The 13572-nt window shown below is 45.3% G+C and carries 4 protein-coding genes, 4 tRNA genes, 2 rRNA genes, 1 pseudogene and 1 riboswitch; of the genes and pseudogenes, 3 read left to right on the top strand and 8 right to left on the bottom strand.

From position 1 onward, the window contains the following. Window positions 1–65 precede the first annotated feature (65 nt). Window positions 66–1205 (bottom strand): alanine--glyoxylate aminotransferase family protein, encoded by a 1140-nt coding sequence (locus Q5H80_RS01440; protein ID WP_304567783.1) that lies wholly within the window; start codon window positions 1203–1205, stop codon window positions 66–68. A gap of 176 nt (window positions 1206–1381) precedes the next feature. Continuing rightward, window positions 1382–1559, top strand: a riboswitch (Lysine riboswitch). A gap of 108 nt (window positions 1560–1667) precedes the next feature. Here Q5H80_RS01440 and lysC point away from each other — a divergent pair. Continuing rightward, on the top strand, window positions 1668–3035 hold the full coding sequence (lysC, locus tag Q5H80_RS01435) for a lysine-sensitive aspartokinase 3 (RefSeq protein ID WP_304567782.1): 1368 nt from the start codon (window positions 1668–1670) through the stop codon (window positions 3033–3035). Window positions 3036–3143: 108 nt separating this feature from the next. Here lysC and metH read toward each other — a convergent pair whose 3' ends face one another. Then, a complete protein-coding gene (metH, locus tag Q5H80_RS01430) occupies window positions 3144–6821 on the bottom strand; it encodes a methionine synthase (protein ID WP_304567781.1) in 3678 nt (1225 codons plus the stop codon). A 169-nt stretch (window positions 6822–6990) separates the two neighbouring features. Here metH and Q5H80_RS01425 point away from each other — a divergent pair, with 169 nt between their 5' ends. Then, window positions 6991–8271 carry a sodium:proton antiporter gene (locus tag Q5H80_RS01425; protein ID WP_304567780.1) on the top strand — a complete coding sequence of 427 codons (1281 nt, stop codon included), beginning with the start codon at window positions 6991–6993 and terminating at the stop codon, window positions 8269–8271. Between the two features lie 219 nt (window positions 8272–8490). Beyond that, window positions 8491–9525: pseudogene (locus tag Q5H80_RS01420) on the top strand (IS630 family transposase). 103 nt (window positions 9526–9628) lie between these two features. On the opposite strand, the gene Q5H80_RS01415 reads toward Q5H80_RS01420, so the two are convergent. From Q5H80_RS01415 to Q5H80_RS01390, 6 genes are all read right to left on the bottom strand, one after another. After that, window positions 9629–9705, bottom strand: a tRNA-Trp gene (locus Q5H80_RS01415). 34 nt (window positions 9706–9739) lie between these two features. Then, window positions 9740–9816 (bottom strand) — tRNA-Asp (locus tag Q5H80_RS01410). A 67-nt stretch (window positions 9817–9883) separates the two neighbouring features. Continuing rightward, window positions 9884–9999 (bottom strand): 5S ribosomal RNA (gene rrf / locus Q5H80_RS01405). Window positions 10000–10128: 129 nt separating this feature from the next. Next, window positions 10129–13021: ribosomal RNA gene (locus tag Q5H80_RS01400) — 23S ribosomal RNA — on the bottom strand. Between the two features lie 315 nt (window positions 13022–13336). After that, window positions 13337–13412 (bottom strand) — tRNA-Ala (locus tag Q5H80_RS01395). 21 nt (window positions 13413–13433) lie between these two features. Next, window positions 13434–13510 (bottom strand) — tRNA-Ile (locus Q5H80_RS01390). Between the last annotated feature and the right edge of the window lie 62 nt (window positions 13511–13572).

The following is a 13572-nucleotide window of genomic DNA, read 5'->3' as shown; positions in this document are numbered from 1 at the left end:
CGGTTAGGCACAAAAAAGCGCACGATCTCTCGTGCGCTTTTCTTTTAAACTTCAATTTATTACCGTTATTTTAAAACGTCTTGTAACGCTTTTAAGCACAAAGCGACATTCTCTTTTCGAGCGCCATAACCCATTAAACCAATGCGCCAAGCCTTCCCAGCCAGAGAGCCCAGCCCAGCACCGATTTCAAGATTATACTCTTCTAACAGCTGCGTTCTTATTTTGGCTTCATCAATCCCTTCAGGGAAGTAAAGCGCATTCAATTGAGGTAAGCGACTCTCTTCAGCAACCACAAATTCCAACCCCAAAGCTTCTACGCCAGCTTTAAGTTCTTGGTGCATCGCATAGTGACGAGACCACGCATTATCTAGGCCTTCATTTTTTAACAAAACCAACGACTCATGCAGAGCATATAGGCTGTTCACAGGCGCAGTGTGGTGATAGCTACGCTTACCTTCTCCACTCCAATAACCTAATACCAAGCTCTGATCCAAAAACCAGCTTTGTACGGGAATTTGACGTGCTTTCATTTTATCAACAGCTCGTTGAGAGAACGTCACTGGAGATAAACCAGGTACACAAGACAGACACTTCTGACTGCCAGAGTAAGCCGCATCAAGCTGCCATTCATCAACTAACAATGGCACACCACCTAATGATGTCACCGCATCCACAATCGACAACGCATCAAACTGACGAGCTACCGCTGAAATCGCTTGAGCATCCGATAACGCTCCAGTAGACGTCTCGGCATGCACAAATGCGACAGCAACTGCATCAGGGTTTTCAGCCAATGCCTTTTCTACCTTTTCAACAGAAACGGATTTGCCCCACTCGTCATCGACAAGGATCGCTTCTCCACCACAACGCACAACATTTTCTCGCATACGCTCACCAAAAACGCCATTGCGACAAACAATCACCTTCTCACCGGGCTCAATCAAGTTAACAAAACAGGTTTCCATACCTGCACTGCCTGGTGCAGAAACGGCAATCGTAAATTCGTTTTCCGTCTGAAAAGCGTATTTGAGAAGCTGTTTAAGCTCATCCATCATCGCAATAAATAGCGGATCTAGGTGACCAATGGTTGGACGGCTTAAGGCCTGTAAAACTTGAGGTGAAATGTCTGAAGGCCCCGGTCCCATTAACGTTCGGTGTGGCGGATAAAAGCTATCAATAGCAGTAGTGAGTGTTAAATTAGACATGTACATCCCTTACGTTAATGTTGTGAACAATCCACCCTAAAGCAAATTGATTACCTCAGCAATTAGCCATAAGTATTGAGGTCAAACCAGTGTCACATAATTGTTAAAATTATTTTTCAATTATCTCAAGTTACGAATTGACATTGTTACCGCAAACACGTTCAATGAAATGGCTATCTAGCAGAAGAGGAGCACTGCCCAGGCAGGTGTTTTGTGGAACCGCATTTCCAATACAAAACATTTATGGGGAGCAGTGCCGAGATAATAAAAGGATGCAGGACCTTTATTATCGGTTGAGCGGGCTGAATCCCGTCAACTGTCACCATTTCTATATGGTGAAGAGCTTCTGAGGTTACTATTCTAATAATTCCTCTCTTTTTGCTCTAAAACTCTCTTCGAACAACATCGGACGTTGGATTACCCAACCGTAATTTTATTTTAGGAAATCGTGGGAGATATATCGTGAGTGCATCTAATGTAGCTGGTTCTTTTAATGTCGCTAAGTTTGGTGGAACAAGTGTTGCCAACTTTGAAGCAATGAGCCGTTGTGCTTCCATTATTGAAAATAACTCGAATACGAAACTAGTCGTGAGCAGCGCGTGCTCAGGCGTTACTAACCTACTTGTTGAACTCGCGAATGGGGTTCAAGATAAAACTCGTCGCCAAGAACTAGTCACACAGTTAACCGACATTCATAATACGATTCTAGCTCAGTTAGCCGATCCGAACTGTATCGAGAAGGAGGTTCATAGCATTCTCGATGATATTGCGAGTGCAGCCGAAGCAGCATCATTCCAAATCAGCACAAAGCTGACCGATCACCTTGTCGCATGTGGCGAGTTGATGTCGACACACATCTTGGCTCAAATCATCCGTGAACGTGGCACACCTGCCGTTCGTTTTGATATCAGAGAAGTGATGCGCACTAATGATGACTTCGGTAAAGCAGAGCCACAGCTAGAAGATATTGCCGCTCTAGCGCAACAGAAACTGATTCCACTGTGCCAACAGCAAGTTGTCGTTACCCAAGGTTTTATCGGTGCTGATAACGAAGGTAACACCACGACTTTAGGCCGTGGTGGCAGTGATTATTCTGCAGCACTGATTGCCGAATCAGTACAAGCTATTGGTTTAGAAATATGGACTGATGTTCCGGGCATTTACACCACAGATCCTCGCATCGCATCGAAAGCATCTCCTATCCCAGAGATCAGTTTCAGCGAAGCATCAGAAATGGCAAACTTTGGCGCGAAAATCTTACACCCTTCGACTCTAGTACCTGCACTACGCCACCAAATCCCTGTCTTTGTCGGCTCTTCTAAAGCACCAGAGCTCGGTGGGACTTGGATTCGCCAGCAAGTAGAGAGCTCACCTCTATTCAGAGCGCTTGCTCTACGTTGCAACCAAACCATGGTTACGCTTCGTAGCGCGAATATGTTCCATGCTTATGGCTTTTTGGCGAAGGTATTCGAGATCCTTGCTAAACATAAGATCTCTGTCGACCTTATCACCACCTCAGAGATCAGTGTCTCACTGACCCTCGATCAAACAGATACATCTGGTGGTGCTCCTCAGTTACCTGAAGCCGCTCGCCTTGAGCTTGAAGAGTTGTGTTCCGTAGATATTGAGCACGACCTATGCCTTGTTGCTCTTATTGGCAATAACATGAGTGAAAGCAAAGGCTATGCTAAGCAGGTGTTCGGTACTCTAGAAGATTTCAACCTACGTATGATTTGTTACGGAGCAAGCCCACATAACCTATGCTTCTTGCTAGATGAACCTGTGTCTAAGTTAGCGATTCAAAAACTGCATCAAGAACTGTTTGAATAAAAAATGGTTTCTCGATTAATTTAAAACTACCAAACGCAGATACAAAAAGGGTTGCTCTTAAGCAACCCTTTTTTATTTTTACGAATCAAAACCCGTCATAGATTCAAACTAGTTAATGTTCGGACCTAACCACTTCTCAGCTTCTAACATATCCCAACCTTTACGGTCAGCATAGCTATCCACTTGATCCTGTTGAATTTGTGCAATCGCAAAGTATCGGGCGTCAGGATGTGAAAAATACATACCAGACACTGAAGCACCTGGCCACATTGCGTAACTCGTGGTTAGCGACATGTCGATTGCTTTTTCAACGTCCATCAACTCCCACAACGTGCCTTTCTCAGTATGCTCTGGGCAAGCAGGGTAACCCGGAGCAGGACGAATACCTTGGTATTTCTCTCGAATCAAATCGTCGTTAGACAAGTCCTCATCTGGCGAGTAACCCCAAATATCCTTTCTCACTTCTTTATGCAGATACTCCGCGAACGCTTCAGCCAATCGGTCAGCAACCGCTTGAATCATGATGGCATTGTAATCATCGCCATTGGCTTTGTATTCATCAGCCAATTCACGTTCACCAATCCCCCCCGTTACGGCAAAACCGCCAATCCAGTCCGCTTTCCCGCTTTCTTTTGGAGCGATGTAATCAGACAAACAGTAGTTGAATCCTTTGGGCTTTTCGGTTTGCTGACGAAGGTTGTGTAGAACCTTTAGAACTTCAGTACGAGATTCATCGGTATATACCTCAATATCATCACCAACACTGTTCGCAGGGAACATGGCACACATACCACGCGCTTCGAGCAACTTATCTTTCTCTACGCGGTCCAGTAAATCATTGGCATCTTTGAATAAACGTTTTGCTTCTTCACCCACTTCTTCATGTTCAAGGATTGCAGGGTACTTTCCGACTAGCGACCATGTCATAAAGAATGGCGTCCAGTCTATGTACTGGCGTAAAGTCGCGACATCAAAATCATTGAATATGTGTACTCCCGGCTTAGCGGGTGCCGGCGGCGTATAAGCTCTCCAATCAATCGCCACTTTATTAGCACGAGCGCGTTCAAGCGTAACAGGCTTAGTACGTGGTTTCTTACGATTGTGCTGATCTCGCACACGGTCGTAATCAATATCCAACGTCTCAACAAAGGCAGGCTTCAACTCTTTAGATAGCAATGAGGTACATACACCCACCGCACGTGAAGCATTGTTTACGTAGACCACAGGTTCAGAGTAGTTCTGTTCAATCTTAACGGCTGTATGCGCTTTAGATGTCGTAGCTCCACCAATAAGAAGAGGCAGTTTAAAGCCTTGTCTCTCCATCTCTTTAGCCACATGAACCATCTCATCCAGTGAAGGAGTGATCAAACCCGAAAGGCCAATGATATCGACGTTCTCTTCCTTAGCGACCTTAAGGATTTTTTCACATGAAACCATCACTCCTAAATCGATAATGTCGTAGTTATTACACTGCAAGACAACGCCCACAATGTTTTTACCAATATCGTGAACATCGCCTTTTACGGTCGCAAGTAATATTTTTCCGTTAGTCGCACCAACATCTTTGGTTGCATTAATAAATGGTTCTAGATGGGCTACCGCTTGCTTCATAACACGGGCAGATTTCACCACTTGAGGAAGGAACATCTTACCTTCACCAAAGAGGTCACCAACCACATTCATGCCATCCATTAATGGGCCTTCAATCACCTCGATAGGACGAGAAGCATTAACACGAGCTTCTTCGGTATCTTCAACAATAAAGTCGGTAATACCTTTCACTAAGGAATGCTCTAAGCGTTTTTCGACTGGCCAGGTACGCCACTCTAAAGCTGATTTATCTTCAACTTTTCCAACTGCACGCTCTAGATACTCAGTCGCGATATCTAGCAAGCGCTCAGTTGAATCATCTCGGCGGTTTAGAACCACGTCTTCAACGGCTTCACGTAAATCCTCAGGGACATTATCGTAAATCTCTAATTGCCCAGCATTTACGATGCCCATATCCATACCGTTTTTAAAACAGTGGTATAGAAATACTGCGTGGATTGCCTCACGAACGTAGTTATTACCTCGGAATGAGAACGAAACATTCGATACACCACCAGAGATCATCGCATGCGGAAGATCGCGTTTGATGTCCCCTACCGCTTCAATGAAGTCGACCGCATAGTTATTATGCTCATCAATACCCGTCGCAACCGCGAAAATGTTCGGGTCAAAAATAATATCTTCTGGCGGGAAACCAACTTCATCAACCAGAATATTGTAGGCATTAGTACAAATCTCAACCTTACGCTCTCGAGTATCAGCTTGACCAACTTCATCGAACGCCATCACGATAACGGCTGCACCATATCGGCGAACCAGTTTCGCTTGTTCGACAAACTTTTCTTTCCCTTCCTTCAATGAGATAGAGTTAACGATGCCTTTACCCTGAATACATTTCAAGCCCGCTTCAATCACTTCCCATTTTGAAGAGTCGACCATCACTGGGACTTTCGAGATCTCAGGTTCAGACGCACATAGGTTAAGGAATTTAACCATACACGCCTCAGCGTCTAGCATCCCTTCATCCATGTTGATATCGATAATTTGAGCGCCGTTCTCAACTTGCTCTCGAGCCACACTCAAAGCTTCATCGTATAGCTCTTCTTTGATAAGGCGCTTAAAGCGAGCAGAGCCCGTAACGTTAGTACGCTCACCCACGTTAACAAACAGAGATTCCTTGGAAATCGTCAATGGCTCTAAACCAGAGAGACGACATGAAACTGGTAAATCTGGTAGTTGGCGCGGTTTTACACCTTCAACCGCTTCTGCCATTTGGCGTATATGTTCTGGCGTTGTACCACAACAGCCACCAATTAAGTTCAAGAAGCCACTTTCAGCCCATTCCTTAACGTGTTCAGCCATATCTTCTGGAGACAAGTCATATTCACCGAATGCATTAGGTAAACCTGCATTAGGGTGAGCGGAAACATTGCATTCTGAAATACGAGACATTTCACCAACGTATTCACGCAGTTCGTCAGGACCTAATGCACAGTTCAATCCAAATGAGATAGGTTTTACATGACGAAGGGCATTATAGAATGCTTCTGTTGTTTGTCCGGAAAGCGTTCGACCAGATGCATCGGTGATAGTACCGGAGATCATAACCGGTAAAATGATACCTACTTCTTCAAAGACAGATTCAACCGCAAAAGCACACGCTTTCGCGTTTAACGTATCGAAGATAGTTTCAATAAGAATTAAGTCTGAACCGCCCTTGATAAGCGCACGAGTCGATTCAGAGTAAGCCTCAACAAGTTCATCAAAGCTAACATTACGATAGCCCGGATCATTAACATCTGGGGAGAGAGAACAAGTTCGGTTAGTTGGACCTAACACACCCGCCACGAAACGGGGTTTATCAGGAGTCTTCACTGTCCATTCGTCTGCCGCTTCACGAGCCAACTTAGCAGCAGCATAGTTAATTTCTTCGCTAAGACTTTCCATATCATAGTCGGCCATAGCGATGGTTGTAGCGTTAAAGGTATTGGTCTCGAGGATATCAGCACCGGCTTCCAAATACTCCATATGGATATCTTTGATAAGCTTAGGCTGCGTAAGTACCAAAAGGTCATTGTTACCCTTTAAGTCACTATGCCAATCAGCAAATCGCTCACCGCGATAGTCTCGCTCTTCCAATTTATAATCCTGAATCATGGTACCCATGCCACCATCAATCAGTAAAATTCGTTGCTTCAACAGAGCGTCAATCTTTTGCCTTACATTACTTCCCACGATACAACCTCATTCCTTTAATTATCTCTCCATCCTACCACACATTTAAAAGGAGTCTAGACGTCTAAAACATGAAGTAAATGACCAAGTCATGACAAAAAAATGTTTGCTATTTGAGCATGAGAGAACGAGAATTAATATTCATATTTTGTTACATATTGAGTTCCCAATGTCGGTCTATTACACCTTATGCTTCCTGTCCGCTGCTGCCATGCTTATTGCTTTCGTTAATACCAAAATTGGTAAAATGCAGACAACCATCGCCATCACAGCTGGCTCAATGATGCTATCTCTATTGATTATCATTGCGGGACAAAACAATTGGTTCCAATTGGCTGACATCGCCTCAGAAACCGTTGCCAGTATCAACTTTGAAGACTTCCTCCTGAAAGGAATACTGGGATTCTTACTCTTTGCAGGTGGTTTGGGGATTAAGTTACCTAATCTAAAAGATCAGAAATGGGAAATAACGGTACTCGCTCTTGGTGCTACACTATTTTCGACATTCTTTATTGGCTTTGTACTTTATGGGTTCTGTCAATTTATCGGCATTCAATTTGACTTAATTTATTGCTTACTGTTTGGTTCTCTAATATCTCCAACCGATCCAATAGCTGTATTAGCAATAGTGAAGAAGCTCGATGCTCCCAGACGAATCTCTACTCAAATCGAGGGAGAATCTCTATTCAACGATGGTTTTGGCCTAGTCATCTTCGTTACCCTATTTACCATTGCGTTCGGCACTGAAGCACCGACTGTGGGTAGCGTGACCATGTTATTCGTCCAAGAGGCTATTGGCGGTATCGTCTACGGATTTGTTCTAGGTTTGATATTCCACTATCTAATCAGCAACACCGATGACCACTCGATGGAGTTGCTATTAACCATCGGTATTCCTACAGCTGGTTATGCTTTTGCAGAGGTTCTGCATGTATCTGGACCATTGGCAATGGTGGTATCTGGTATCATGATAGGCAACTGGACACGCTTCATCGGATTTTCTAAGGAAAGTGAGGATCACCTAGACCATTTCTGGGAATTAATAGATGAGTTCTTAAATGGCGTACTATTCTTATTGATTGGTATGTCTATGCTGCTATTCAAGTTCCACCAAGAAGATTGGATTTTAATGGCGTTCGCAGTCCCTCTAGTATTGGGGGCACGCTACCTAAGTGTTTTCTTGTCTTATATTGGATTTAAACGCTTTAGAACTTACAACCCGTGGTCGACTAAGATTCTAACTTGGGGTGGTTTACGCGGAGGCTTAGCTCTAGCTATGGCACTTTCAATCCCTTCAGGTATCTGGGTGATTGAAGACAAGGCAATAGATGTTAAAGAGATAATCCTCGTTATGACCTATGCTGTTGTTGTGTTCTCAATCTTAGTTCAAGGATCAACAATCACTCCTATGATAGAAAAAGCGAAACAAGCTGAGAAAGAGCTAGATTAACATCTAAATAGATCAACCAAGGCCGCCGACTATAGGTGGCCTTTTTTATACCTAATGAAAGTCAGATCCACCGATTTCCTTACTAGAACGCTAGCTGAAGGAACATAGAGCTTATCTCGGGTAGTTGATGCACTGTTATAGGAGTATTCAAAAGCCTTATACCAATTAAAGTAAAGATATGATCTAATTGAGGCCGTCGAACTCTTGCAGAAAATCGCTATGGATAGCCTTAATAATACAGATTTTAAAAAGCTAGCAAGCCAACAAAAAACCATTCAAATGAAAGTTCGCTTGCTAGCACTTGCCCACTTCAAAGAAGGTCACTCGCGCACTCAAATTGCCAAATACCTTAAAGTCAGTCGAACTAGTGTAAACAAATGGGTCCAAGCATTTCTTGAAGAAGGATTGGAAGGGCTTCAAGAGAAACCTCGCACAGGCAGACCTGCATACCTCAATGCAGAACAACGAAAACAACTCAGTGCATTCATTAAGAAAGAAGCAGAGTCCCCTTCAGACGGGCGCCTTGTCGGGAGCGATATACATGACTACATCGTGAAAAACTTTGATAAATACTACCACCCTAATTCTATCTATTATCTCCTCGACCACATGGGCTTCTCTTGGATAACTTCTCGCTCCAAACACCCTAAACAATCACAGCAAGTCCAAGACGATTTTAAAAAAATTCAAAATAGAAACGATCCTTAAGATCCCCGGCCATATTGGGCTAGAGAGTGTTGATGTCTGGTTTCAAGACGAAGCTAGGTTTGGTCAGCAGAACACAACGACACGTCTTTGGGCGACTCGTGGAACGAGGCCTCGCGTGGTAAAACAACAGCAATTTGAATACGCTTATTTGTTTGGTTCGGCATGCCCTGAAAGAGGAATTGGTGAAGCCATAGTGGTTCCTTGGGTTAACAAGGACATAATGACAAATCACTTAGAGCAGATATCTAAGGCTACTGAAAAAGGACGCTATGCTGTCGTTATAATGGTGGTGCAGGCTGGCATACCGATGATATTGCGAGAGAGTTTAATAACGTCAGTACTATTAAGCTTCCTCCCTACTCGCCAGAGCTTAACCCTATAGAGCAAGTTTGGAGTTGGTTGCGACAACATTATCTAGCGAATCAAAGTTTCACTGATTATAACGACATTGTTTCCAAGGTTTGTCGCACTTGGAATGGATTTCTTGAGTGCAAAGCTCGTGTCACAAAAATGAGCAGAAGGGATTGGATAAACCTGATCAGTTAATTTTCCGGATTGGTATAAGTCGGGGAGTCCGCTGCTCTAGCAATAGCGCAGATTATATTCAGAAAGTAAAAAGGCTCTAGCATTTCTGCTAGAGCCTTAAATATGGCAGGGGTGGAGAGATTCGAACTCCCAACACGCGGATTTGGAATCCGCTGCTCTGCCAATTGGAGCTACACCCCTATTTCAGTTTTAAAGAGCTGAACCTCTGAATAAGTGGCGGAGTGGACGGGACTCGAACCCGCGACCCCCGGCGTGACAGGCCGGTATTCTAACCAACTGAACTACCACTCCGCAGTGGTCAACTCACTAAGTGAGCGTCCATATCTCCAGGTCGGTCAACCTAAAGATTTAATTTAAAGCCTGGCGATGTCCTACTCTCACATGGGGAAGCCCCACACTACCATCGGCGCTATTGTGTTTCACTTCTGAGTTCGGCATGGAATCAGGTGGGTCCACAATGCTATGGTCGCCAAACAAATTTTGCTTTTACTTTCAGCTTAAAAACTGAAGGCAAAATAATCTGGAAAACTGATTTAAAAGTCTCTTCAAACTCATTCAAGGTCTGGTCTTTCTATTGAGTCCATAAAACCCCTTGGGTGTTGTATGGTTAAGCCTCACGGGCAATTAGTACAGGTTAGCTCAATGCCTCGCAGCACTTACACACCCTGCCTATCAACGTCGTAGTCTACGACAACCCTTTAGGACGCTTATAGCGTCAGGGAAAACTCATCTCAAGGCTCGCTTCCCGCTTAGATGCTTTCAGCGGTTATCGATTCCGAACTTAGCTACCGGGCAATGCCATTGGCATGACAACCCGAACACCAGAGGTTCGTCCACTCCGGTCCTCTCGTACTAGGAGCAGCCCCTTTCAATTTTCCAACGCCCACGGCAGATAGGGACCGAACTGTCTCACGACGTTCTAAACCCAGCTCGCGTACCACTTTAAATGGCGAACAGCCATACCCTTGGGACCGACTTCAGCCCCAGGATGTGATGAGCCGACATCGAGGTGCCAAACACCGCCGTCGATATGAACTCTTGGGCGGTATCAGCCTGTTATCCCCGGAGTACCTTTTATCCGTTGAGCGATGGCCCTTCCATTCAGAACCACCGGATCACTATGACCTGCTTTCGCACCTGCTCGAATTGTCATTCTCGCAGTCAAGCGGGCTTATGCCATTGCACTAACCACACGATGTCCAACCGTGTTTAGCCCACCTTCGTGCTCCTCCGTTACTCTTTGGGAGGAGACCGCCCCAGTCAAACTACCCACCAGGCACTGTCCGTAATCCCGATTCAGGGACCAACGTTAGAACATCAAAACTACAAGGGTGGTATTTCAAGGACGACTCCACCACATCTAGCGACGCGGTTTCATAGTCTCCCACCTATCCTACACATGTAGGTTCAATGTTCAGTGCCAAGCTGTAGTAAAGGTTCACGGGGTCTTTCCGTCTAGCCGCGGGTACACTGCATCTTCACAGCGATTTCAATTTCACTGAGTCTCGGGTGGAGACAGCGTGGCCATCATTACGCCATTCGTGCAGGTCGGAACTTACCCGACAAGGAATTTCGCTACCTTAGGACCGTTATAGTTACGGCCGCCGTTTACCGGGGCTTCGATCAAGAGCTTCGACCGAAGTCTAACCCCATCAATTAACCTTCCGGCACCGGGCAGGCGTCACACCGTATACGTCATCTTACGATTTTGCACAGTGCTGTGTTTTTAATAAACAGTTGCAGCCACCTGGTATCTGCGACTCTCGTCTGCTCCATCCGCAAGGGACTTCACTGATAAGAGCGTACCTTCTCCCGAAGTTACGGTACCATTTTGCCTAGTTCCTTCACCCGAGTTCTCTCAAGCGCCTTGGTATTCTCTACCCGACCACCTGTGTCGGTTTGGGGTACGATTCCTTACAATCTGAAGCTTAGAGGCTTTTCCTGGAAGCATGGCATCAATGACTTCACTACCGTAGTAGCTCGACATCGTATCTCAGCGTTAAGAAAGTCCGGATTTACCTAAACTTTCCGCCTACGTACTTGAACCTGGACAACCGTCGCCAGGCCCACCTAGCCTTCTCCGTCCCCCCATCGCAATTGTAAGAAGTACGGGAATATTAACCCGTTTCCCATCGACTACGCCTTTCGGCCTCGCCTTAGGAGTCGACTTACCCTGCCCCGATTAACGTTGGACAGGAACCCTTGGTCTTCCGGCGAGGGAGTTTTTCACTCCCTTTATCGTTACTCATGTCAGCATTCGCACTTCTGATACCTCCAGCAGCCCTTACAGACCACCTTCAACGGCTTACAGAACGCTCCCCTACCCCACATACCCTAAGGTACGTAGCCGCAGCTTCGGTGTATAGCTTAGCCCCGTTACATCTTCCGCGCAGGCCGACTCGACCAGTGAGCTATTACGCTTTCTTTAAATGATGGCTGCTTCTAAGCCAACATCCTGGCTGTCTGAGCCTTCCCACATCGTTTCCCACTTAGCTATACTTTGGGACCTTAGCTGGCGGTCTGGGTTGTTTCCCTCTCCACGACGGACGTTAGCACCCGCCGTGTGTCTCCCGGATAGTACTTACTGGTATTCGGAGTTTGCAAAGGGTTGGTAAGTCGGGATGACCCCCTAGCCTTAACAGTGCTCTACCCCCAGTAGTATTCGTCCGAGGCGCTACCTAAATAGCTTTCGGGGAGAACCAGCTATCTCCAGGTTTGATTGGCCTTTCACCCCTAGCCACAAGTCATCCGCTAATTTTTCAACATTAGTCGGTTCGGTCCTCCAGTTGATGTTACTCAACCTTCAACCTGCCCATGGCTAGATCACCTGGTTTCGGGTCTAATCCTAGCAACTGTACGCCCAGTTAAGACTCGGTTTCCCTACGGCTCCCCTAAACGGTTAACCTTGCTACTAAAATTAAGTCGCTGACCCATTATACAAAAGGTACGCAGTCACACCACGAAGGTGCTCCTACTGCTTGTACGTACACGGTTTCAGGTTCTATTTCACTCCCCTCACAGGGGTTCTTTTCGCCTTTCCCTCACGGTACTGGTTCACTATCGGTCAGTCAGTAGTATTTAGCCTTGGAGGATGGTCCCCCCATATTCAGACAGGATATCACGTGTCCCGCCCTACTCGTTTTCACTGATTATGATGTGTCGGTTACGGGGCTATCACCCTTTATTGCGAGACTTTCCAGACTCTTCACCTGCATCATTAAAAGCTTAAGGGCTAATCCAATTTCGCTCGCCGCTACTTTCGGAATCTCGGTTGATTTCTCTTCCTCGGGGTACTTAGATGTTTCAGTTCCCCCGGTTTGCCTCCTGTTGCTATGTATTCACAACAGGATACGTGCTTATGCACGTGGGTTTCCCCATTCAGAAATCCCAGACTCAAAAGGTTATTACTACCTAATCTGGGCTTATCGCAAGTTATTACGTCTTTCATCGCCTCTGACTGCCAAGGCATCCACCGTGTACGCTTAGTCACTTAACCATACAACCCGAAAGGGTCTTATGTATGTTCAAACAACCAAGGTTTTTGGTTGTCATTAAGAAGGGTTAATTCTTAATGACTGTTTGCCGGACTCAATTGTGAATCAAACTAAGTTTGATTCGAATACAAGACACTTGAATGTGTTTGTTGTGTTTATACCGTTCTTATTAACTAAGAGCAGATAAACATTGAGAACTTTTAAATTTGATTAACATGACTCGTAAGTCAGTTAATCAGTCAGCTTTCCAAATTGTTAAAGAGCTTGATTCATAAATGAACCATTTCTAAATATTTTCAAATAAAAACACTTAAAGATGGTGGAGCTATGCGGGGTCGAACCGCAGACCTCCTGCGTGCAAGGCAGGCGCTCTCCCAGCTGAGCTATAGCCCCATCTTTGTTTCTAGTCGATATTGGTGGGTCTGAGTGGACTCGAACCACCGACCTCCCGCTTATCAGGCGAGCGCTCTAACCAGCTGAGCTACAGACCCAATATCGTCTCTTTTACTTTCTAAACCTAATCAATCTGTGTGGACACTCATCGTGAGTATCT

The sequence above is a fragment of the Vibrio sp. SNU_ST1 genome (assembly GCF_030563405.1).
Classification (GTDB): domain Bacteria; phylum Pseudomonadota; class Gammaproteobacteria; order Enterobacterales; family Vibrionaceae; genus Vibrio.
Note: the sequence above shows the minus strand (reverse complement) of the source record. Positions and strands in the feature narration are given on the sequence as shown.